The organism is Streptomyces sp. NPDC088350 (assembly GCF_044753545.1).
Lineage (GTDB): Bacteria > Actinomycetota > Actinomycetes > Streptomycetales > Streptomycetaceae > Streptomyces.
The window spans coordinates 84,476-106,888 of record NZ_JBIVNL010000007.1; the positions used below are offsets into that span (position 1 = coordinate 84,476).

Here is a 22,413-nt window from a genome sequence, read left to right on the forward strand (position 1 = left end):
TCGTCGGCAAGCAGTCTCCGTACAACCCGGGAGAGATGTAGATGTCCGTATCGGACGAGACCAGCACCGTCACCGACGGCATCCTTCTGTCCGACGCCGCCGCGGCGAAGGTCAAGGCCCTGCTCGACCAGGAAGGCCGGGAGGACCTGGCCCTGCGCGTCGCCGTGCAGCCCGGTGGCTGCTCGGGCCTGCGCTACCAGCTCTTCTTCGACGAGCGCTCCCTCGACGGCGATGTCGTCAAGGACTTCGGCGGTGTCAAGGTCGTCACCGACCGCATGAGCGCCCCGTACCTGGGCGGCGCCTCCATCGACTTCGTCGACACCATCGAGAAGCAGGGCTTCACGATCGACAACCCGAACGCGACGGGCTCCTGCGCCTGCGGCGACTCGTTCAGCTAAGCCTGACGCGTCGCGCGACTGAGCGGAACGAAGGCGGCGGCCCCCTCCGACAGGGCCGCCGCCTTCGGGCTTCTCCGCTGCGCGCGCGCCGGTTACCGGGCCAGCGAGGGCCCGGCCCCCACCTTCCGTACGGTCTCCACGGGGATCGCCTTGCCGTCCGACCCCACGACCTTCCGGTCGCCGAGCGGCGCCTTCAACCGCACGGTCTGGTGGTAGATCTTGGCGATCATGATGCAGATCTTGTTCGGCCAGGGCGTCGCGGTCACCGTGACGGTCACCTGGTCCGACCCCTCCACGGCCGCGGCCTTGTAGTCCGCGCACACCCCGCCGGTGAAGGCCACGGTGAGGCTCTTCCCGTCGGCCGAGTAACCGTCCACCTTGACGTCACGCGACGCCGCCGACGAGGTCGAAGTGGGGGTGGGCGCAGACGTGCCGGCCGAGGTCAGGTACTGCGGATCGATCGCCGGATACGTCACCGTGAAACCGTCCTGCCCGCTCGCCTCCCGCACCTCGAACAGCCAGGACGGCACGAGCGTCTGCTTCCCGTTCACGGAGTGCGCGGCGAGCCCGAACACCGCGTGCTCGACGGTCGCGGAAGCCTGCGTCGGCGTCGGTGTCGCGGGGGAGCCGGTCGACGATCCGCAGGGCTCTTCCAGCCGGTCCTTCAGCGGTACGGGACTGGCGCAACCGCCGATGCCCATGCGGTGGTCGGTCTTCGGCGCGGCGTTCATCAGGTCCAGAGTCTTCTTCGCGCTCAGCACCGGATAGACGTCACCCTTCACCGGCACCGCCAACTGCCCACTCCCGCCGACGACTTCACCCTGGGCGCCGACGGTGAGCCCGGTGGTCCACCCGTGCGTGGGCAGCCCGCCGATCACCGGCTCGGCGTTCACCACCCGCTGCGCGCCCATGAGTTGGCTCGCGTCGACCTTCGCGTCGTCCTGGCCGACGGCCTTGAGGACCGGGGCGGCGGCCTTCTCCGCGACGGCGACACTCACCGGGCTGGTGCTGGAAGTACCGGGATCGTGGGCGCACTTGAGGGTGTCGGTGCAGTTGTCGGTGCCGGGCGCGTAGCGGCTGAACGTCCACATGCCCGGCGCCGCCTTGTTCACCTGCAGACTCGGCCCGCTCCCGTCCTGCCCGCCGACCTTCCAGTACTGCCCCTCGGCCACCGGCGTCCCACTCACACCGAGCGCCTTCGCGAGCCGGACCACGTCGTCCTTGGCGACGTCACCCCGGGGCGAATAGACGGCAGCGGATTCCGGCCCACCGGGCAGCTTGCCGGCGGCCTTGTACGTCTCGCCGTACGGATTCGGCTCCCCGGACGCGATCCCGCTCGTACCGCCCGAGGCGTACCCGTCGAGCGCGAGCGGCGGGGGAGTCCCGTCGGCGCCGGAGGCCGCGGATCCCGTCCCGTCCCCTGAACTCCCGGAAACGGACGAGGACGACGCGAGGTACGCCCCGCCGCCTCCGACGAGGAGTACGGCGGCGGCCACGGACGCGATGACCAGGGGGGAGCGGGATCGTGATCGCGCCGGGTGCGTGTCGTCGGTGTCGGGGGAGCGGTCGGGCAGGGGTAGATCGGTGTCGGGAGGTGTGGCGGGGGCGGGGTGTTCCGGTGGGGCGGCCTCGGCGCCGGATGCGGCGAGGCTGATCTCCTCCGGCTCCTCTGGTTTCTCCGGTTCCTCCGACGGTCCGGCCTGCGACGGTCCGGTCTCCGACGGTCCGGTCTCCGACGGTCCGGCCTCCGACCGTCCGGCCTCCGACCGTCCGGCCTCCGTGCCGGACTCCGGCGGGTCGCTTGCTTCCGCGAGGTCTGCGTCTACGTCGGACGCCCTGGGCTCCGTCGCGTCCCCCCGACCAGGACCGCCCTCCGCGCCGGACACCGTAGAACCGGCCACTTCGCCACGACCGGTCCCGGCACCGGACGCTCCGCCATCGGCCATGTCCCCGCCGACCCCGGTCTCGTCGACCTCGGGCCCCTTCGCGGAGCCCTTCGCGGCGTCCCCCACGCCCCGCACGTCACCGGAGGCGCCGGTCGTGTCGTCGTTGTCGGGTCGCTCGGTGTTCACCGCATCGCTCCTTCGGCTGCGCAACTGTCCCTTGACCCTGACCCGGCCCTGTCAAAGGGCCGGGCGGAAGGGTCGTATCCCGCATCCCCTTTACGGGGGACGGCGATGGGACGCAGCGGGGGAGCGCACGGTTCCCGGAGCGCGCCGATCAAGTCGAACGGCTCCGTTTGATGCGACCGGCTCCGCTCGGTCGCCGTGCTCCTCAGTCGCCGTACTCGGACATCCCGTCCAGCAGCCGGGCGGACTTCGACGGCACGGACACGCCGTGGATGAGTGACGGGGACACCGGAAGGGAAACGATCCGGTCGGGAACCGTCCAGTGGGGAGCCATCCGGGCACAGTCGCCGCGCAGCGCCGCCAGATCGGCCTCACCTTCACCTTCGAGGTGGGCCGGAGTGGGGCCGGGGAACTTGAGGTTCGTCATAGCGGCACCGTAGGCACGCTTGAGCTCGCGAAGAAAGATCTACTATCGGGTAGTTTTGGCCGCTTCAGAGCCGCCGCGCCGACCGGGTAGCGTGAACTGTCAACGCAGCCTCCCTCAGGAGAGTCCTCGCCGTGCGCATCGCAGTCACCGGCTCCATCGCCACCGACCACCTCATGACCTTCCCCGGCCGCTTCGCCGACCAGCTGGTCGCGGACCAGCTGCACACGGTGTCGCTCTCCTTCCTGGTCGACAACCTCGACGTACGCCGGGGCGGCGTCGGCGCCAACATCGCCTTCGGCATGGGCCAGCTCGGCACCACGCCGATCCTGGTCGGCGCCGCCGGCTCCGACTTCGCCGAGTACCGCGACTGGCTCGACCGCCACGGCGTCGACACGGACTCGGTCCGCATCTCGGAGACGCTGCACACCGCCCGTTTCGTGTGCACCACCGACTCCGACCACAACCAGATCGGCTCCTTCTACACCGGCGCCATGAGCGAAGCCCGCCAGATCGAGCTGAAGACCGTCGCCGACCGCGTGGGCGGCCTCGACCTGGTCCTGATCGGCGCCGACGACCCCGAGGCGATGCTCCGCCACACGGAGGAGTGCCGTACCCGGTCCATCCCCTTCGCCGCCGACTTCTCCCAGCAGATCGCGCGCATGGAGGGCGACGACATCCGCATCCTGCTGGACGGTTCGGCGTACCTCTTCTCGAACGAGTACGAGAAGGGCCTCATCGAGTCCAAGACCGGCTGGAGCGACGAGGAGATCCTGTCCAGGGTCGGCCACCGCGTCACCACCCTCGGCTCGCGCGGTGTCCGTATCGAGAAGGTCGGCGCGGACCCGATCGAGGTCGGCTGCGCGGAAGAGGAGCGCAAGGCCGATCCCACGGGTGTCGGCGACGCGTTCCGGGCGGGGTTCCTCTCGGGGCTGGCGTGGGGGGTTTCGCTGGAGCGGGCGGCGCAGGTGGGCTGCATGCTTGCGACTCTCGTCATCGAGACGGTGGGTACGCAGGAGTACCAGTTGCGGCGGGCGCACTTCTTGGACCGGTTCACCAAGGCGTATGGCGACGAAGCGGCGGTGGAAGTACGTAAGCACCTGGGCTGATTCGTCGGGTGCGGGTGCGTGGGGGCTGGTCGCGCAGTTCCCCGCGCCCCTGAAGGGGCGCTCAACTCACCCGGCGGATTACGTACGCCGGGCCCTCCTCTTCACCCACGTACTCCTGGCCCCGCATCTCGCACCATGCCGGGATGTCCAGTCGTGCGGCCTCGTCGTCTGACAGGACCTTGACCGTGCCGCCGACCGGGACAGCGCCGATGACCTTGGCGAGCTCGATGACCGGGATCGGGCACCGCTTCCCGAGGGCGTCCACGACGAGCGAGAACTCCTCCTCTACGACTGTCACGGGCGTTGCCGCCCCCAGCTTCTCCCGCACCCCCGCCACCGCGCCCGGCAACACCGCGAGGAACCGCTCGACGTCCTCCTCCAGCGCACCCCTCGGCAACGACACCCGCACATTCCCCTCACTCAGCACCCCCATCGCCTTCAGCACATGGCTGGGCGTCAGCGTGCTGCTCGTGCAGGACGAGCCGGAGGAGACGGAGAAACCGGCGCGGTCCAGTTCGTGGAGGAGTGTCTCTCCGTCGACATAGAGACAGGAGAAGGTGACGATCCCGGGCAGTCGCCGCACCGGATCGCCGACCACGGACACGCCCGGCACCAGCCGCGGCACCCGCGCCCGGATCCGCTCCGTCAGTTCCCGTAGCCGTAGCGCCTCCTGGGCCGCCTCCGTGCGCACCGCGCGCAGTGAGGCCGCCGCGGCCACGACGGCCGGGATGTTCTCGAACCCGGTGGCGCGCCCCGACTCCCGTTCGTCGACGGGTCCTTGAGGCGCGAAGCGCACCCCCTTCCGCACCGCCAGCAGCCCGACCCCCGCCGGTCCGCCCCACTTGTGCGCGCTGGCCGCGAGCAGCGACCACGCGCCCTCGACCCGTTCCCACCCCAGCGACTGCGCCGCGTCGACCAGCAAGGGCACCCCGACCGCCCGGCACGCCTCGGCCACCTCGGCGACCGGCTGCACCGTCCCCACCTCGTGGTTGGCCGACTGGAGACAGGCCAGCGCGGTGTCCGACCGCAGGGCATCGGCGTAGGCCGCGACGCTCACCGCCCCCGTACGGTCCACGGGAACCTCGGTCGACGAACCGCCCTCCGCGACCAGCGCCTCGGCCGAATGGAGCACGGAAGAGTGTTCAACCGCTGACACGATCAGGTGACGCCCGACGCGCCGCCGCCCCGCCAACGCCCCAGCGATACCGGTATGCACGGCCCGAGTACCGGAGGCGGTGAAGACGAGCTCGTCAGCCCGGCACCCGACGGCCTCGGCGGCAGCCTCACGTGCAGCATCCAGCAGCAACCGAGCCTTGCGCCCCTCCCGGTACAGCCGAGCAGGATCCGCCCACCCCTCGTCCAGAGACGCCAACAGCGCCTGCCGCGCGACGGGATGAAGGGGATGACTGGAGGCAGCATCGAAGTAGGACACACCGCAACGTTAAAGCGGACCTGGGCTTTCGTTAGGGGCGCGGGGAACTGCGCGAGCAACCACAACGCACCCGCACCCGCCCAAATCACCTGAACCCCCGAGCTATTAGGCGCAAGGAGTAACGGGCGACGCGTATGCCACCCTCCCCGCGAACCCCCGGAGGGCGTCGGCTAGGGTTTGGTCCGCATAAACATCCAAACCCCTGCCCGACGCAGGGCGGCGACCGACCCGCGTGAAGGCAGGCCGCAGCCAATCCGCGCGGGCGAGACTCTCGGGAAGGCGCTACGTGAGTCCCAACGGCTCCGACCGCTCGCCGCGGCGCCCGATGCGGCGGAAGCTGCTGCAGGCAATGACTGCGGGCCTGGTCCTGGCGACCGCGACCGGTTGCACATCCAAGGACTTCCCTCGCCTTGGTTTCCCCACCCCGACCACGGAGGAGGGTCCGCGGATCCTCTCCCTGTGGCAGGGATCCTGGGCTGCCGCGCTCGCCGTCGGCGTCCTGGTGTGGGCCCTGATCATGTGGAGCGTCGTGTTCCACAGGCGCAGCCGCACCAAGGTCGAGATCCCCCCGCAGACCCGGTACAACATGCCCATCGAGGCGCTGTACACGGTTGTTCCGCTCATCATCGTCTCGGTGCTGTTCTACTTCACCGCCCGCGACGAGACGAAGCTCCTGAGCCTCGACAAGAAGCCCGACGTGACGGTCAACGTCGTCGGCTTCCAGTGGAGCTGGGGCTTCAACTACATCGAGAACGTCGACGGTGTCAGTGGCGACGCGACGACCGACAAGAACCTGGCCGCGATCCCGGACCGGTTCAAGAAGGACTTCCCGGCGAACGCCGGCGGTGTCTACGACGTCGGTACGCCCGCCACGAAGAACCCGCAGACCGGCAACCCGGGTCCGACCCTCTGGCTCCCCAAGGGCGAGACGGTCCGCTTCGTCCTCACCTCACGTGACGTCATCCACGACTTCTGGGTGGTGCCGTTCCTGATGAAGATGGACGTCGTCCCGGGTCACACCAACGCCTTCCAGGTGACCCCCACCAAGGAGGGCACCTACCTCGGCAAGTGCGCCGAGCTCTGCGGCGTCGACCACTCCCGGATGCTGTTCAACGTGAAGGTCGTCTCGCCGGAGCGCTACCAGCAGCACCTCAAGGACCTCGCCAAGAAGGGGCAGACCGGTTACATCCCCGCTGGCATCGCGCAGACGAGCCACGAGAAGAACCGGGAGACGAACAACCTGTGAGCATCCTCAACGAACCTCAGGGTGCCGCGGCAGCAGAGTCCCACTACGCGGATGAGCTGCCGGTAAGGCGCAAGCAACCCGGCAACGTCGTGATCAAGTGGCTCACCACCACCGACCACAAGACGATCGGCACGCTGTATCTGGTCACGTCGTTCGCGTTCTTCCTGATCGGCGGCGTCATGGCGCTGCTGATGCGCGCCGAGCTGGCACGGCCCGGTCTGCAGATCATGTCGAGCGAGCAGTTCAACCAGGCGTTCACGATGCACGGCACGATCATGCTGCTGATGTTCGCGACGCCGCTGTTCGCCGGTTTCACGAACTGGATCATGCCGCTGCAGATCGGCGCGCCCGACGTGGCGTTCCCGCGGCTGAACATGTTCGCCTACTGGCTCTACCTGTTCGGCTCGACCATCGCGGTGGGCGGCTTCCTCACCCCGCAGGGCGCGGCCGACTTCGGCTGGTTCGCCTACAGCCCGCTGTCGGACGCGGTCCGCTCGCCGGGTATCGGCGCCGACATGTGGATCATGGGTCTGGCCTTCTCCGGCTTCGGCACGATCCTCGGCGCGGTCAACTTCATCACCACGATCATCTGCATGCGCGCACCGGGCATGACGATGTTCCGCATGCCGATCTTCGTGTGGAACGTCCTGCTGACCGCCGTCCTGGTCCTGCTGGCCTTCCCGGTCCTCGCCGCCGCGCTGTTCGCGCTGGAGGCGGATCGAAAATTCGGGGCACACGTCTTCGACGCCGCGAACGGCGGTGCGTTGCTGTGGCAACACCTCTTCTGGTTCTTCGGCCATCCAGAGGTGTACATCATCGCCCTGCCGTTCTTCGGCATCATCTCCGAGGTCATCCCGGTCTTCTCCCGCAAGCCGATGTTCGGCTACATGGGCCTGGTCGCCGCGACCATCTCCATCGCCGGCCTGTCCGTGACGGTGTGGGCCCACCACATGTACGTCACCGGCGGAGTCCTCCTGCCGTTCTTCTCCTTCATGACGTTCCTCATCGCCGTACCCACCGGCGTGAAGTTCTTCAACTGGATCGGAACCATGTGGAAGGGGTCCTTGAGCTTCGAGACCCCGATGCTCTGGGCGACGGGCTTCCTGATCACCTTCACCTTCGGTGGTCTCACGGGCGTCATCCTGGCCTCGCCGCCGATGGACTTCCACGTCTCGGACTCGTACTTCGTCGTCGCCCACTTCCACTACGTGGTCTTCGGCACGGTCGTGTTCGCGATGTTCTCCGGCTTCCACTTCTGGTGGCCGAAGATGACCGGCAAGATGCTCGACGAGCGCCTCGGCAAGATCACCTTCTGGACGCTGTTCATCGGCTTCCACGGCACCTTCCTGGTCCAGCACTGGCTGGGTGCCGAGGGCATGCCCCGTCGTTACGCGGACTACCTCGCGGCCGACGGCTTCACCGCCCTGAACACGATCTCGACGATCAGCTCCTTCCTGCTCGGCCTGTCGATCCTGCCGTTCCTCTACAACGTGTGGAAGACGGCCAAGTACGGCAAGAAGGTCGAGGTCGACGACCCGTGGGGCTACGGCCGTTCGCTGGAGTGGGCGACCTCGTGCCCGCCCCCGCGGCACAACTTCCTCACCCTCCCCCGGATCCGCAGCGAATCCCCGGCGTTCGACCTGCACCACCCCGAGATCGCCGCCCTCGACCAGCTCGAGAACGCGCATCACGGTGACAAGGCCCTCACTGGCGGCAAGGAGGCGGGCAAGTGAAGGTCCAGGGCAGGATGTTCATGTGGCTGGCCGTCTTCGTGCTGGTCATGGCGGTCGTCTACGGCGTCTGGTCCAAGGAGGCGGCCGGTACCACGGCCCTCTTCATGGCCTTCGGCCTGTGCGTCATGGTCGGCTTCTACCTGGGCTTCACGGCCCGGCGGATCGACACGCTGGCGCAGGACGACAAGGAGGCCGACGTCGCGGACGAGGCCGGCGAGGTGGGCTTCTTCAGCCCGCACAGCTGGCAGCCCCTCGCCCTCGGTGTCGGCGGCGCGCTGGCCTTCCTGTCGATCGCGATCGGCTGGTGGCTGCTGTACTTCTCCGCCCCGATCATCATGATCGGCCTGTACGGCTGGGTCTTCGAGTACTACCGCGGTGAGAACCGCACCCAGTAGCACGCACCGCACGGCCGGGAGCCCGGACACTCCGTCAGGAGGGTCCGGGCTCCTGCTTCTGCCGCAACGTGGGTCCCTCGTCCGAGTTACCCACCGCGCCGAGCTTGACGAAGCTTCATAGCCTCGGCTCATGAGCCACACACCGCGCACCCGCACCGTCGTCGGCTGCACCCTGCTGGTGATCTCGCTCGGCGCGGGCATCACCGGCTGCGGATCCGACGGCAACCCGCTGTCGGCCAAGCCGTACGACGCGGCGGGGCAGATCTCCTTCAACGGCCCGTCCGGCAAGGGCAAGAAGGCCGACCCCGACAAGCCCCTGGTGGTCACCGCCTCCGGTGACGACGGGCGCATCACGGATGTCACGGCCATGGACGCCATGGGGCGCTACGTCACGGGCGAACTCGCCGCCGACGGCAGTCACTGGCGCAGCACCTCCCCGCTGGCCGCCAACGCCCACTACACGGTGCGGGTGAGCACCGAGGACGAGGACGGCGCCCCCGGCCGCAAGGTCCTCACCTTCGACACCACGAAGCCGACGACCAAGAAGAGCCTGACGGTGAAGTTCGGTCCGGACGCGGGCAAGTACGGCGTCGGCCAGCCGGTCACCGCCGAACTGAACAAGCCCGTCAAGGACAAGGCACAGCGGGCCATCGTGGAACGCGCCCTCAGAGTGGACTCCACGCCCGCCGTGGAGGGCGCCTGGCACTGGGTGGACGACGAGACGCTCCACTACCGCCCCAAGGAGTACTGGCCCGCCCACGCCACCATCCAGGTCCACAGCGACCTCGACGGCGTGAAGATCAGCGACCGCCTCTGGGGCGGCAAGTCCAAGCCGCTCAAACTCACCACGGGCGACAAGATCATCGCCGTGACGGACGCCTCGTCCCACGAGATGACGGTCTACAAGAACGGCGAGGAGATCAACGAGATCCCCGTCACCACCGGCAAGCCCGGCTTCGAGACCCGAAACGGCGTCAAGGTCGTACTGGGCAAGGAGTACTTCGTACGGATGCGCGGTACCACCGTCGGCATCTCCGAGGGCTCCTCGGACTCGTACGACCTCCCCGTGTACTACGCGACCCGCGTCACCTGGAGCGGCGAGTACGTCCACGCCGCCCCCTGGTCCGTGGGCGCCCAGGGCTCCGAGAACGTCAGCCACGGCTGCACCGGCATGAGCACCAGCAACGCCGAGTGGTTCTTCGACACCATCCACGAGGGCGACGTCGTCAAGGTCGTCAACTCCAACGGCGACGAAATGGAACCCTTCGGCAACGGCTACGGCGACTGGAACCTCGGCTGGAAGAACTGGCGGGGCGGCAGCGCGCTGGTAGGCGGAACCCCGGATGGTCCCAGGCCCGAAGACGCGGCGAGACTTCGCCCCGAGTCAGTGTGACCCACCTGGAGGTGACCCACCCAGGGGCGCGGGGAACTGCGCGACCAGCCACAACGGGCCCGCAGTCGCCAAGAACCCCGCATCCCACCCCACTAGGCGCTCAAAGCCCGCTTCTCACGCAACAGAGCAGCGAGCGACGCCGCGAACTCGACAGGGTCCACCGGCAAGGTCACCGCGGCGTCCGCCCGGCTCCACGTGGCCAGCCACGCATCCTGAGGCCGCCCGATAAGCACAAGCACCGGCGGGCAGTTGAAGATCTCGTCCTTCACCTGCCGGCACAACCCCATGCCACCCATCGGCACGGACTCCCCGTCGAAGACACAGACGTCGATCCCACCCCGGTCCAGCTCTTTGACGACCGCAGCCTGCGTCGCGCACTCCAGGAACTCGACCAACGGCGCGTCCGGAGCCGGCCTGCGCCCGGTGGCAAGCCGCACTTGCTCGCGGGTGTTGGAGTCATCGCTGTAGACCAGCACCGTGGCGGTCGGCTGCATGCTTCCTCCGAAGGTCCGTTCCAAGGTCCGTTGCGCGGATGCTACTCCCTTGAACACCCCGTCAACACCTGTGGGAACACGCCTGCGATGGGCCATCCGGGCAGTACACACGCTGCGAACACTCCGAACGGCACCCCCCGGAGTGAGGGCGGGATAAGCGACCGACATAATGTCGGTCGTGGCGACAGCAACGACAGTAGAAACCGGGCACGCGCACCCGTCGGTCAACCGGCCGAACCTCACCAGCGTCGGAACCATCATCTGGCTGAGTTCCGAGCTGATGTTCTTCGCGGCCCTCTTCGCGATGTACTTCACCCTGCGATCGGTGACCGGTCCGGATCACTGGAAGGAGATGGCGAGCCATCTCAACCTTCCGTTCTCCGCGACCAACACCACGATCCTGGTGCTCTCCTCCCTCACCTGCCAGCTCGGCGTCTTCGCCGCCGAGCGCGGGGACGTGAAGAAGCTCAGGGGCTGGTTCATCATCACGTTCGTGATGGGTGCGATCTTCATCGGCGGTCAGATCTTCGAGTACACGGAGCTGGTGAAGAAGGACGGCCTGTCGCTGTCCTCCGACCCGTACGGCTCGGTGTTCTACCTGACCACCGGCTTCCACGGCATGCACGTGACGGGCGGCCTCATCGCCTTCCTGTTCGTCCTCGGCCGCACCTACGCGGCGAAGAGGTTCACCCACGAACAGGCGACCGCGGCCATCGTCGTGTCCTACTACTGGCACTTCGTCGATGTCGTCTGGATCGGCCTCTTCGCCACGATCTACTTGATCAAGTAGTCGGGCCCGATCCCGCGCGCGCCCAAGAAGCGCACATTCCAGAAGCATCGACGCAGAAGATCCTGACACCGGGGTAATCCGTGAAAAAGCTCTCCACACGACGACGCCATCCGCTGGCGGCGGTCGTCGTACTCCTCCTCGCGCTGGCGGCAACTGGGGGGCTGTACGCCGCGTTCGCGCCCGCGAGCAAGGCGCAGGCCGACGAGTCCGCCCAGTCCCTCGCCATCGACGAGGGCAAGAAGCTCTTCGCCGTCGGCTGCGCAAGCTGCCACGGCACCGGCGGTCAGGGCTCCTCCGACGGTCCGAGCCTTGTGGGCGTCGGCGCCGCGGCGGTCGACTTCCAGGTCGGCACCGGCCGGATGCCGGCGCAGCAGCCGGGTGCTCAGATCCCGGCCAAGAAGGTCATCTACTCCCAGGCCGAGATCGACCAGCTCGCGGCGTACATCGCCTCGCTGGGCGCCGGTCCGGTCATCCCGACGAAGAACGAGTACGGGCCCGAGGGGTCGGACATCGCCAAGGGTGGCGAGCTGTTCCGCACCAACTGCGCCCAGTGCCACAACTTCACCGGCAAGGGCGGCGCGCTGACGCACGGCAAGTACGCGCCGAGCCTTGAGGGTGTCGCACCGAAGCACATCTACGAGGCCATGCAGACCGGCCCGCAGAACATGCCTTCCTTCCCCGACACCACGCTGTCGTCGAAGAACAAGAAGGACATCATCGCGTACCTCAACGCGGTCAACGGCGACAACACCGAGAGCCCCGGCGGGCTTGAGCTGGGCGGTCTCGGTCCGGTCAGTGAGGGTCTCTTCGCCTGGATCTTCGGTCTGGGCGCGCTGATCGCGGTAGCCGTCTGGGTCGCCGCTCGGACCGCAAAGGCCAAGAAGTCATGAGTAGCCAAGACATTCCAGAAGAGAACCTGCCCGCTGAGCAGGACGCGCACGGCGCGGTGTCGGTGGCGGACGAGCACGACCCGTTCGCCGACCCGGGACTGCCGCCGCACGAGCACCGTGTCCAGGACATCGACGAGCGGGCCGCCAAGCGGTCCGAGCGCGTCGTCGCCTTCCTGTTCACCCTGTCGATGCTCGCCACCGTCGGCTTCATCGCCTCGTACGTGGCGATCCCGCACGACAAGCCGATCTTCGTCTTCCCGATCGGCCGCGTCAACGCGCTCAACTTCGCGCTGGGTCTGACCCTCGGTACGGCGCTCTTCACCATCGGCGCGGGCGCGGTCCACTGGGCCCGCACCCTGATGTCCGACGTGGAGGTCGCCGACGAGCGGCACGCGATCGAGGCACCCCCCGAGGTCAAGGCCAAGGTGCTGGCCGACTTCAAGCAGGGTGCCAAGGAGTCGGCGCTCGGCCGTCGCAAGCTGATCCGCAACACGATGTTCGGCGCGCTGGCCCTGTTCCCGCTCTCCGGCGTCATGCTGCTGCGCGACCTGGGCCCGCTGCCGGGCACCAAGCTCCGGCACACCCTGTGGTCCAAGGGCAAGCTCCTCGTCAACATGAACACGAACCTGCCGCTGCGTCCCTCGGACGTGGCCGTCGGCTCGCTCACCTTCGCCAAGCCCGAGGGCCTGGAGGAGACCGACGAGGAGTTCCAGACCGAGATCGCCAAGTCGGCGCTGATGATCGTCCGGCTGCAGCCGGACAACATCAAGGACAAGCGCGAGCTGGAGTGGGCGCACGAGGGCATCGTGGCCTTCTCGAAGATCTGCACCCACGTGGGCTGCCCGATCTCCCTGTACGAGCAGCAGACGCACCACGTGCTGTGCCCGTGCCACCAGTCCACCTTCGACCTCTCCGACGGTGCCCGAGTGATCTTCGGCCCGGCCGGTCACGCCCTGCCGCAGCTGCGCATCGGTGTGAGCGACGAGGGCTACCTCCAGGCGCTCGGCGACTTCGAGGAGCCCGTCGGTCCTGCATTCTGGGAGCGCGGATGAGCACTACGACGAACACAGACTCGCGTGCGCGCGAGAAAGCACCGGCCGGCGAGAAGATCGCCGACTGGGCGGACGGACGGCTCGGGATCTACTCCCTCGCCAAGTCCAACATGCGCAAGATCTTCCCCGACCACTGGTCGTTCATGCTGGGTGAGGTCTGCCTCTACAGCTTCATCATCATCATCCTCACGGGTGTGTATCTGACGCTGTTCTTCCACCCGTCGATGAACGAGGTGACGTACCACGGCAGCTATGTCCCGCTCCAGGGGCAGCTGATGTCGGAGGCGTTCAACTCGACGATGCACATCTCCTTCGATGTGCGCGGCGGTCTGCTGATCCGTCAGATCCACCACTGGGCGGCGCTGATCTTCCTCGCCGCCATGTTCGTGCACATGATGCGCGTGTTCTTCACGGGTGCGTTCCGCAAGCCGCGTGAGGTCAACTGGCTGTTCGGCTTCCTGCTGTTCGTCCTGGGCATGTTCACCGGCTTCACCGGTTACTCGCTCCCGGACGACCTGCTCTCCGGCACCGGTGTCCGCTTCATGGAGGGCGCGGTCCTGTCCGTGCCGATCGTCGGCACGTACCTGTCGTTCTTCCTCTTCGGCGGCGAGTTCCCGGGCGGCGACTTCGTCGCACGGTTCTACTCGATCCACATCCTGCTGCTGCCGGGCATCATGCTCGGCCTGGTGGTCGGCCACCTGATCCTGGTCTTCTACCACAAGCACACGCAGTTCGCGGGCCCCGGAAAGACGAACAACAACGTCGTCGGCATGCCGCTGCTGCCGGTCTACATGGCCAAGGCCGGAGGCTTCTTCTTCCTGGTCTTCGGTGTCATCGCGGCCGTCGCGGCGATCGCCTCGATCAACCCGATCTGGGCCATGGGCCCGTACCGTCCGGACATGGTGTCCACGGGCGCCCAGCCCGACTGGTACATGGGCTTCTCCGAGGGCCTGATCCGTGTCATGCCGGGCTGGGAGATCAACGTCTGGGGTCACACGCTCGTCCTGGGTGTGTTCATCCCGCTGATCATCTTCCCGCTGGTCCTGGTCGCGATCGCGGTCTACCCGTTCATCGAGTCCTGGGTCACCGGCGACAAGAGCGAGCACCACATCCTGGACCGCCCGCGCAACGTCCCGACCCGTACGGCCTTCGGTGCCGCGTGGATCTCGTGGTACTTCGTCCTGCTCGTCGGTGGCGGCAACGACATCTGGGCCACGCACTTCCACCTGTCGATCAACTCGATCACCTGGTTCGTGCGCGTCGGCTTCTTCGTGGTGCCGGTGCTCGTGTTCATCGCCACCAAGCGGGTCTGCCTCGGCCTCCAGCGCCGCGACCGGGACAAGGTGCTGCACGGCCGCGAGTCGGGCATCATCAAGCGCCTGCCGCACGGTGAGTTCGTCGAGATCCACGAGCCGCTCAGCCAGGACGCGCTGCACACGCTCACCGCGCACGAGCAGTACGTGCCGGCCGCGATCGGCGCGACCGTCGACGAGAACGGTGTCGAGCGCAAGGTGAAGGGCTCCGAGAAGCTGCGCGCCAAGCTGAGCGAGGCGTACTACGGCGAGGAGTCCCAGATCCCCAAGCCCACCGTCGAGGAGTACAAGGAGATCACGAGCGGCCACGGCCACCACTGATCGCTGAGGCGTCGCCACGCCGCGGTCGAAGGGCCCCGTCCGAACACCGGACGGGGCCCTTCGCCGTGCCCGCGGCTGGATAGGGTGGGGGAGGTCTTTCGAACCATGTTTCTACGACACTCAGGAGCGGCCGTATGAGCGCTGTGACCCCCGCTGGAGGCGACACCGCGGCGGCCCGTTCCTGGCCCGACGTACTGAGCGCCCTGCTTGCCGGACAGGACCTGAGCACCGCCGACGCGGCGTGGGCGATGGACCGGATCATGAGCGGGGAGGCGGCGGACGCGCAGATCGCCGGTTTCCTGGTGGCGCTGCGGGCCAAGGGCGAGACGGTCGAGGAGATCACCGGTCTCGTCGAGACGATGTACGCGCACGCCAAGCCGCTGGACATCCCGGGGCCGGCCGTCGACATCGTCGGTACGGGCGGTGACCGGGCCAAGACGGTCAACATCTCGACGATGTCCGCGATCGTGATCGCCGGCACCGGCGCGAAGGTCGTCAAGCACGGCAACCGTGCCGCGTCCTCGGCGAGCGGTTCCTCCGACGTGCTGGAGAAGCTCGGCATCAACCTCGACCTGCCGACCGAGCAGGTGGCGCGGGTGGCGGCGGAGGCCGGGATCACCTTCTGCTTCGCGGCCAAGTTCCACCCCGCGATGCGGTTCGCCGGCGCGGTCCGCGGAGCCCTGGGGATCCCGACCGCGTTCAACCTCCTCGGCCCGCTCACCAACCCGGCCCGCGTCACCGCCTCGGCGGTCGGCTGCTTCGACACCCGGATGTCGGGGCTCATCGCCGGGGTGCTCGCCGAACGCGGTTCCTCCGCGCTGGTGTTCCGCGGTGACGACGGCCTGGACGAGCTGACGACCACCGCCACCTCCCGGGTGTGGATCGTCCGCGACGGCAAGGTCACCGAGGAGGCCTTCGACCCCCGGGAAGTCGGCCTCCCACTGGTGCCCATCGAGGCGCTGCGCGGTGCCGGCCCCGAGTACAACGCGGGCGTCGCCCGCCGTCTCCTGGACGGCGAGACGGGCCCGGTACGGGACGCCGTACTCCTGAACTCGGCGGCTGCGCTGGTGGCCCTGGAGGCGGAGGACGGGCCGCTGGTGGACCGGATCCGGGCCGGGATGGCGAAGGCGGCGGAGTCGATCGACTCGGGTGCCGCCAAGCGGACGCTGGAGCGCTGGGCGGCTGCCACCAACGCGTAGCGGCACGTACGGCGGTCGTCGTCCCGCGATCCGGACACGGGTTGCGGGACGACGATCACGTCGCGTAAGTTTTCTGACCAGGTCATGAGTGACAGTCATGAGGCCCCGGCCGACTGTCCGGCAACCCTCCGTCCGTGGCGGGGTGCCCCGGGTGAAGACCAGGCCGTAGGCAGCGAGGTCTACGGCAAGCGCGGGCCCCTCGAAAGACACCAGGGGTCCTGGTCATCGAGGGAGCCCTCTGTGAGCAAGCGAATGCGATAGGGCGCCGAGCCCCGCCTCCGCATACCCCCTTTCACCCTCCTCCGTGCTTGAGCCGTCCGCGCTCGCCCGGCGGAACCCCCTTGCCTCTCACAGGAGTTCGCCATGTCTGTCTCCACCGCTGCCGCCGCCCGGACCATTTGTGCCCAGATGCCCGTTCTCGGCCGGGATGTCACCGTCCCGCTCGTCACGGGCGGCGAGGTCACCTACGCGGCGCTCGACTACGCGGCCAGCGCCCCCGCCCTCCAGCGCGTCTGGGACGACGTGGCGGCCTACGCCCCGTACTACGGCAGCGTCCACCGGGGCGCCGGCTACCTCTCGCAGCTCTCCACCGACCTCTTCGAGAACGCCCGCAGGACGGTCGAGGAGTTCCTGGACTGCCGCCCCGACGACCAGCTGATCTTCACCCGCTCCACCACGGACTCCCTCAACCTCCTCGCCGCCGCGCTCCCCGCCGACTGCCAGGTCTTCGTCTTCGAGACCGAGCACCACGCCTCCCTGCTGCCCTGGAAGGACGCCCAGGTCACCTACCTCAACGCCCCGCGCACCCCGCACCAGGCCGTCGAGACCCTGAAGCAGGCCCTCGCCGCTCGCGACCCCCAGGGCCCGGCCCTCGTCTGCGTCACCGGTGCCTCGAACGTCACCGGCGAGCTGTGGCCGGTCCGTGAACTCGCCGCCGCCGCGCACGCCCACGGCGCCCGTATCGTCCTGGACGCCGCCCAGCTCGCCCCGCACCACCCGGTGTCCGTCCAGGATCTCGACGTCGACTGGATCGCCTTCTCCGGCCACAAGTTGTACGCCCCCTTCGGCTCCGGAGTCCTCGCCGGCCGCGCCGACTGGCTCCAGGCCGCCGACCCCTACCTCGCGGGCGGCGGCGCCAGCCGCAAGGTCACCCGGCGCGAGGACGGGGGAGTGGACGTGGAGTGGCACGACAGCGCCGCCCGCCACGAGGCCGGCTCCCCGAACGTCATCGGCGCCTACTCCATCGCGTCGGCCTGCAAGGCGCTCACGGAGGCGGGCTTCGACACGCTGGTGGCCCGCGAGCAGCACCTGATCGAGAAGGTGCGGGCAGGCCTGGCCGAGGTCCCGGAGGTCCGCGTCCTGTCCCTCTTCGGCGACGACGCCCCGCGCGTGGGCGTGATCTCCTTCGTCGTCGACGGCTGGAACAGCTCCCACTTCGCCGCCGCCCTCTCCGCCGAGTACGGCATCGGCGTCCGCGACGGCCTCTTCTGCGCCCACCCGCTGGTCCGCACCCTCCTCGGCAGCGACCCCCAGACCCAGGGCGAGTGCGGAGCCCCCGAGGCGGCCCCGGGCGAGAAGTCCCTCAACGCCATCCGCATCAGCTTCGGCGCGGGCACCCCGGACGAGCACGTGGAGCGTTTCGTAGGCGCGGTACGCGAACTGGTGACCAAGGGCGCCAAGTGGACTTACCACACGGAGAACGGCCGCTGCGTCCCGGCGGTGTGAGGTAAGCGCGGTCCGATGCACATGCCCTTCGGGGCAGCACCCTTAGGGGCGCGGGGCTGTATCGATATGCGGCTCCGCCGCGGGGCGCGACCAGCCACAACGCACGGTCAGTCGCAAACGCTCCGCGCCCCCCCCACCCCACTAGGCGCTCAACCTCAAGAGTCCAGCCCAATAGCGAACGCAGCCTCAAGGTCATGCTGCGAGTACGTCCGAAACGCCACGTGCGTATCCGTCCCCTCCACCCCGGGGATCTTGCTGATCCGCCCGGGGATCACCTCGGCCAGATCCTCGTGCTGCCGCACCCGCACCATCGCGATCAAGTCGTACGTACCGGTGACAGAGAAGACCTCGCTCACGGATTCGAGCGCGGCGATCGACTCGGCGATCTCCGGAATCCGGTCCACGCTGGTCTTGATGAGGACGATCGCGGTGATCACGGCTGGTTCTCTCCCTCGGGGACCGTTGCTGGGGCGGGTTTCACTCTAGTCGTACGACCGAACCGCACCCACGCGTAGCCGAACCCCAGCGTGAAGCCCACGAGGTGGGCGAGATACGCCACCCCCGGCCCCTGCGCGGCCTGGCCCGCCGCGAGCCACTGCAACGCCGCCCAGAACGGCAGGACGACCCACGCGGGGAAGCGCAGCGGCAGGAAGAAGAGGAAGGGGAGGAGACTCGTCACGCGGGCCCGGGGGAACAGGTACAGGAACGCCCCGAGGACCGCCGAGATCGCCCCGGACGCGCCGACGAGGGACTGCGCGGAGTCCGCGTTGGCCGCCGCGTAGCCCAGCAGGGCCAGGTAGCCGCAGACGACGTAGAACAGGGTGAACTCGACCCGGCCCAGCCGTTCCTCGGTCATCGCTCCGAAGACGTAGAGGAAGAGCATGTTGCCGAGGAGATGGATCCAGCTGCCGTGGATGAAAAGGGCCGTGACCGGAGTCAGTGCCTCCCGGGCGGGGGCGGCGAACAGGTCGGACGGCACCACGCCCCAGCGGCGGAAGTACGCCCGCTGTGCCACCAGCAGCGCGTCCCCCGTGCCGTAGGACGGGACGAAGCCCGAGGCCGGGCCGAGGACGAAGATCAGACAGCACAGGCCGATCAGGGTGTACGTCATGGGCGCCGAGGTGCCGCGGAACGTCCTGACGAGTGCCGAGCCCCAGTTGCTGATCATGGATACAGAGCATGACGTAACGGGACGCAGTGGCATAGACCGCCTCGCCGCCGGAAGGGCCCTGTGGACGGCCGAGCGGCGAGTACCCGCCAGGCCGTAGGGTTACGAGCCACACTCGCCGGGGAAACCGGCGATCACGGAAACTGGAACGAAGGAAGCGGACAGCCACGATGACGGTTCCCCTGCCGACTGCCTCCACGCGGTGGCGCTGCACCCTCTGCGGCAACCTCACGCGCTTCGACGTGACGCGCTCGTCGAAGGTCGTGGAGTACCTCCACCTGGACCTGGCCGGTGAGCCGAAGGTGGAGGAGCGCGAGGTGGTCAGTGAGACCATCGAGTCGGTGCGCTGCCGCTGGTGCAACGCCGTGGATCAGGTGGAACTCGTGGACAGGCCGGGCGCCGGCTCCTGAGAGGGAGTGGCCCCGCACAGGTATTGGGGTGTGAGGGATGGTGGAGAACTCAGGCGGGGGGCCGGGCGACGGCGCCGCCGAGGTGCTCGACCGCCCGCTGCCCGATGGCGTGCGGAAGCGGGTCGTGCAGATCGTCTCCGACGGCTTCGGCGGTCTCACCGTCGCCGAACTGCCCGCGCAGCTACGACAGTACGCCCGCTTCGCCCCCAACCGGCGCGCGAAGTTCGCGGGCAACGCCATGGCCGCCGCGCTGGAGACCGATCCGCTGTTCCGACAGCGGATCGGGGAGAAGCTGAGAGAGGCCCAGTCGGAACTCGCGGGCGCTGTCGACTCCGGCTCGCCGCCCCCGGCCGCGGATCCGCTCGATGTGGCGGCCGCGGCCTATGTTCTGCGCCCCACCGGCTGGGTGAAGCTCGTGACCGCCGCCGGCGAGGAGGCGCTGCGCGCCGACGCCGAACGCGCCGACGAGGAGAACCGGGCCGAGCTGGAGCGGCTGCGCGAGGAGCTGGCCCTGGCGCGGGACGCGACCCGGACCGAGACCGAGCGGCTGCGCACCGAGCTGGACGCGGCGAAGAAGGAAGCGGAGTCGCTTCACCGCAAGCTGCGCTCCGCCCACAGTGACATCAAGCGCGGCGAGGCCGCCCTGCGCAAGCTGCGCGCCGAGACGGACGCCGCGCGCGCCGAGGGGCAGACCCAGCTGTCCGCCGCCGAGAGCGAGGGGCGGCGCCTCAAGGCGCGGCTCAGCGAGGCGGAGGCGTCCCTGGAGGCCACCCGCAAGGCGGCCCGGGAGGGGCGCAGCGTCGAGGACATGCGGGTACGGCTGCTGCTCGACACGGTGCTGGAGGCGGCCCAGGGGCTGCGCAGGGAACTGGCCCTGCCGCCCGTCTCCGTACGGCCCGCCGAGACCGTGGACGCGGTCGAACCGGGACGAATGACCCCGAAGGACATCGCCGCGCGGGCGCTGTCGGAGAACGACCCCGCGATCCTCGACCAGTTGCTGGCGCTCCCGCAGGCCCACCTGGTCGTCGACGGCTACAACGTCACCAAGACCGGGTATCCCCAAATGCCCCTGGAGAAGCAGCGGTTGAGGCTGCTCGGGCAGCTCTCGCAGCTCGCCGCGCAGACCGGCGCCGAGGTCACCTGTGTCTTCGACGGGGCCGAGCTGGCCGCGCCGGTGCTGCTGGCGCCGCCGCGCGGAGTGCGGGTGCTGTTCTCCAAGCCGGGCGTCACCGCCGACGAGTTGATCCGCCAGCTGGTGCGCGCGGAGCCGCCGGGCCGGCCGGTCATCGTCGCCTCGACCGACCGCGAGGTCGCCGACGGCATCGCGAAGGCGGGCGCCCGCCCCGTCGCTTCTGCGGTACTCCTCAAGCGACTGTCGTGAAGGTCAACGTACAGGTTTAATGCCGGAATTGACCGAACCGTCACGCAACGTAGCGTCAATCGACCATCACTGCATGTTGGTTATGGGCAAAGAATGCTTTGAGTGACGGCATTTTTTCGTGTGAGGATTTGAACTGATCACAGGAACATCACTAGGGTCGTGCCTCGAACCTCCGAACGGGTGATCACTCAATAGAAGGAGCTCGACTCCGTGGCGTCCCATCGTCGACCGAAGCAGCCGAGCCGCACGCGTGTGACTGTGCTGACCACCGCAGCCGCAGCCGCCGTTGCCTTCAGCGCTCAGGCCGCCAACGCCGCGCCGAGCGAGAAGCCCAGCAAGGACGAGGTCAAGTCGAAGGTCGACGCCCTCTACGAGCAGGCCGAGCAGGCCACCGAGAAGCTCGACGGGGCTCAGGAGAAGCAGAGCAAGCTCCAGAAAGAGATCTCGACCATCCAGGACAACGTCGCCCGCGGCCAGGAGGAGCTCAACAAGCTCCGGGACGGCCTCGGTTCGATGGCGAGCGCCCAGTACCGCACCGGTGGCATCGACCCCTCGATCCAGCTGTTCCTGTCCTCGAACCCGGACGACTACCTCGACAAGGCGTCCACGATGGACCAGTTGAGCAGTCAGCAGGTCGAGGCGCTCACGAAGATCCAGGGCAAGCAGCGCGAACTCGCCCAGGAGCGCGCGGAGGCGAGCACCAAGCTCAAGGACCTCTCCGCCACCCGGACCGAGCTCAAGAAGAAGAAGGACGAGGTCAAGGCCAAGCTGGCCGCGGCCCAGAAGCTGCTCAACACGCTGACCGCCGCCGAGAAGGCGTCGCTCGCGCAGGAGCAGGTCCAGGCCGCCAACCGCTCCAGCTCGCGCGTGAACCTCGGCACCACCGGTTCCGCCTCCAGCCGCGCCGCCGCGGCCTTCGCCGCCGCCCAGTCCGTGATCGGCTCGCCGTACGTCTACGGCGCCTCCGGCCCCTCCTCCTTCGACTGCTCGGGCCTGACCTCCTGGGCCTACGCGCAGGCGGGCGTCTCCATACCCCGCACGTCCGAGGCGCAGGCGAACGCCGGTACCCGCATCTACAGCGAGAGCGACCTCAAGGTCGGCGACCTGGTCATCTTCTACGGCGACTACCACCACGTCGGCCTCTACGCGGGCAACGGCCAGGTGCTGCACGCCCCGCACACCGGTGCCGTCGTGCGCTACGAGTCGATCGGCAACATGCCGTTCCAGTTCGGCGTCCGGATCTGATCCGTCCGCATCCGGTGCCTCTCCGGTCGTTCCCCGGCCCTTGCGCACCGCCCGAACGGGCGAATCACGACACACCAGGCTGACTCCACGCCCCGCCGATGACCTGCGTCATAGGCGGGGCGTCACCTTGTGTGCCCGCGCCGGTCTTTGGCCCGCACCCCTTCACAGAGCTACTGTCTGGCGCGTTTCCCCGCACCGGGGAAACGGTCCGTGTCCGCCAGCGGAA

At 68.5% G+C, this 22,413-nt stretch carries 21 protein-coding genes and 1 riboswitch; of the genes, 15 read left to right on the forward strand and 6 right to left on the reverse strand.

Annotated features, from left to right (window positions below):
- Positions 1-41: 41 nt before the first annotated feature.
- Positions 42-398 carry an iron-sulfur cluster assembly accessory protein gene (locus tag ACIQBL_RS24980; RefSeq protein ID WP_019065032.1) on the forward strand — a complete coding sequence of 119 codons (357 nt, stop codon included), beginning with the start codon at positions 42-44 and terminating at the stop codon, positions 396-398.
- Positions 399-490: 92 nt separating this feature from the next.
- On the opposite strand, the gene ACIQBL_RS24985 is transcribed toward ACIQBL_RS24980, so the two are convergent.
- A complete protein-coding gene (locus ACIQBL_RS24985; RefSeq protein WP_401945149.1) occupies positions 491-2,470 on the reverse strand; it encodes a hypothetical protein in 1,980 nt (659 codons plus the stop codon).
- Positions 2,471-2,672: 202 nt separating this feature from the next.
- Positions 2,673-2,894: a hypothetical protein gene (locus tag ACIQBL_RS24990; protein WP_401945150.1), complete on the reverse strand. Its 222-nt coding sequence runs from the start codon at positions 2,892-2,894 to the stop codon at positions 2,673-2,675.
- A 131-nt stretch (positions 2,895-3,025) separates the two neighbouring features.
- Between ACIQBL_RS24990 and ACIQBL_RS24995 the strand changes: the two genes are divergently transcribed.
- Positions 3,026-4,000: a carbohydrate kinase family protein gene (locus ACIQBL_RS24995; protein ID WP_401945151.1), complete on the forward strand. Its 975-nt coding sequence runs from the start codon at positions 3,026-3,028 to the stop codon at positions 3,998-4,000.
- 61 nt (positions 4,001-4,061) lie between these two features.
- Here ACIQBL_RS24995 and ACIQBL_RS25000 read toward each other — a convergent pair whose 3' ends face one another.
- Positions 4,062-5,432: a cysteine desulfurase/sulfurtransferase TusA family protein gene (locus tag ACIQBL_RS25000; RefSeq protein ID WP_401945152.1), complete on the reverse strand. Its 1,371-nt coding sequence runs from the start codon at positions 5,430-5,432 to the stop codon at positions 4,062-4,064.
- 286 nt (positions 5,433-5,718) lie between these two features.
- On the opposite strand from ACIQBL_RS25000, the gene coxB reads away from it, so the two are divergent.
- The 4 genes from coxB (at position 5,719) to ACIQBL_RS25020 (ending at position 10,199) form a co-directional block, all read left to right on the forward strand.
- Positions 5,719-6,678 carry a cytochrome c oxidase subunit II gene (gene coxB / locus ACIQBL_RS25005; RefSeq protein ID WP_019075805.1) on the forward strand — a complete coding sequence of 320 codons (960 nt, stop codon included), beginning with the start codon at positions 5,719-5,721 and terminating at the stop codon, positions 6,676-6,678.
- Positions 6,675-8,411, forward strand: coding sequence for a cytochrome c oxidase subunit I (ctaD, locus tag ACIQBL_RS25010; RefSeq protein ID WP_401945153.1), 1,737 nt, complete (start codon positions 6,675-6,677; stop codon positions 8,409-8,411). Before coxB ends, ctaD begins: the two co-directional genes overlap by 4 nt.
- Entirely contained in the window at positions 8,408-8,806 is a 399-nt protein-coding gene (locus ACIQBL_RS25015; protein WP_401945154.1) for a cytochrome c oxidase subunit 4, read from the forward strand. The genes ctaD and ACIQBL_RS25015 overlap by 4 nt, the downstream gene beginning before the upstream one ends.
- Before the next feature lie 130 nt (positions 8,807-8,936).
- Positions 8,937-10,199, forward strand: a complete 1,263-nt coding sequence (locus ACIQBL_RS25020) for an Ig-like domain-containing protein (RefSeq protein WP_401945155.1) — start codon at positions 8,937-8,939, stop codon at positions 10,197-10,199.
- Positions 10,200-10,291: 92 nt separating this feature from the next.
- Here the strand turns inward: ACIQBL_RS25020 and ACIQBL_RS25025 are convergent, their stop codons facing one another.
- Positions 10,292-10,693: a hypothetical protein gene (locus ACIQBL_RS25025; RefSeq protein ID WP_401945156.1), complete on the reverse strand. Its 402-nt coding sequence runs from the start codon at positions 10,691-10,693 to the stop codon at positions 10,292-10,294.
- A 169-nt stretch (positions 10,694-10,862) separates the two neighbouring features.
- Between ACIQBL_RS25025 and ACIQBL_RS25030 the strand changes: the two genes are divergently transcribed.
- From ACIQBL_RS25030 to ACIQBL_RS25055, 6 genes are all read left to right on the forward strand, one after another.
- A complete protein-coding gene (locus tag ACIQBL_RS25030; protein ID WP_019067823.1) occupies positions 10,863-11,483 on the forward strand; it encodes a heme-copper oxidase subunit III in 621 nt (206 codons plus the stop codon).
- Between the two features lie 80 nt (positions 11,484-11,563).
- Complete coding sequence (locus tag ACIQBL_RS25035; RefSeq protein WP_401945157.1) at positions 11,564-12,373, forward strand: c-type cytochrome; 810 nt, start codon at positions 11,564-11,566, stop codon at positions 12,371-12,373.
- A complete protein-coding gene (locus tag ACIQBL_RS25040) occupies positions 12,370-13,425 on the forward strand; it encodes a Rieske 2Fe-2S domain-containing protein (protein ID WP_401945158.1) in 1,056 nt (351 codons plus the stop codon). The genes ACIQBL_RS25035 and ACIQBL_RS25040 overlap by 4 nt, the downstream gene beginning before the upstream one ends.
- On the forward strand, positions 13,422-15,059 hold the full coding sequence (locus tag ACIQBL_RS25045; protein ID WP_401945159.1) for a cytochrome bc complex cytochrome b subunit: 1,638 nt from the start codon (positions 13,422-13,424) through the stop codon (positions 15,057-15,059). Before ACIQBL_RS25040 ends, ACIQBL_RS25045 begins: the two co-directional genes overlap by 4 nt.
- Before the next feature lie 134 nt (positions 15,060-15,193).
- Positions 15,194-16,258 (forward strand): anthranilate phosphoribosyltransferase, encoded by a 1,065-nt coding sequence (gene trpD / locus ACIQBL_RS25050; protein ID WP_401945160.1) that lies wholly within the window; start codon positions 15,194-15,196, stop codon positions 16,256-16,258.
- An 80-nt stretch (positions 16,259-16,338) separates the two neighbouring features.
- A riboswitch (SAM riboswitch) is annotated at positions 16,339-16,455 on the forward strand.
- 166 nt (positions 16,456-16,621) lie between these two features.
- The gene (locus tag ACIQBL_RS25055) at positions 16,622-17,983 is read left to right on the forward strand and encodes an aminotransferase class V-fold PLP-dependent enzyme (RefSeq protein ID WP_401945161.1); all 1,362 of its coding nucleotides are present in this window, start codon (positions 16,622-16,624) and stop codon (positions 17,981-17,983) included.
- A gap of 155 nt (positions 17,984-18,138) precedes the next feature.
- Here ACIQBL_RS25055 and ACIQBL_RS25060 read toward each other — a convergent pair whose 3' ends face one another.
- Both ACIQBL_RS25060 and ACIQBL_RS25065 read right to left on the reverse strand, forming a co-directional pair.
- Complete coding sequence (locus tag ACIQBL_RS25060) at positions 18,139-18,420, reverse strand: Lrp/AsnC family transcriptional regulator (RefSeq protein WP_019062383.1); 282 nt, start codon at positions 18,418-18,420, stop codon at positions 18,139-18,141.
- A complete protein-coding gene (locus ACIQBL_RS25065) occupies positions 18,417-19,151 on the reverse strand; it encodes a rhomboid family intramembrane serine protease (RefSeq protein WP_401945162.1) in 735 nt (244 codons plus the stop codon). Before ACIQBL_RS25065 ends, ACIQBL_RS25060 begins: the two co-directional genes overlap by 4 nt.
- A 170-nt stretch (positions 19,152-19,321) precedes the next feature.
- On the opposite strand from ACIQBL_RS25065, the gene ACIQBL_RS25070 reads away from it, so the two are divergent.
- From ACIQBL_RS25070 to ACIQBL_RS25080, 3 genes are all read left to right on the forward strand, one after another.
- Positions 19,322-19,561 (forward strand): hypothetical protein, encoded by a 240-nt coding sequence (locus tag ACIQBL_RS25070; RefSeq protein WP_019067815.1) that lies wholly within the window; start codon positions 19,322-19,324, stop codon positions 19,559-19,561.
- 37 nt (positions 19,562-19,598) lie between these two features.
- Positions 19,599-20,942, forward strand: a complete 1,344-nt coding sequence (locus tag ACIQBL_RS25075; RefSeq protein WP_401945163.1) for an NYN domain-containing protein — start codon at positions 19,599-19,601, stop codon at positions 20,940-20,942.
- Between the two features lie 210 nt (positions 20,943-21,152).
- Entirely contained in the window at positions 21,153-22,187 is a 1,035-nt protein-coding gene (locus tag ACIQBL_RS25080) for an NlpC/P60 family protein (RefSeq protein WP_401945164.1), read from the forward strand.
- The last annotated feature ends 226 nt before the right edge of the window (positions 22,188-22,413 follow it).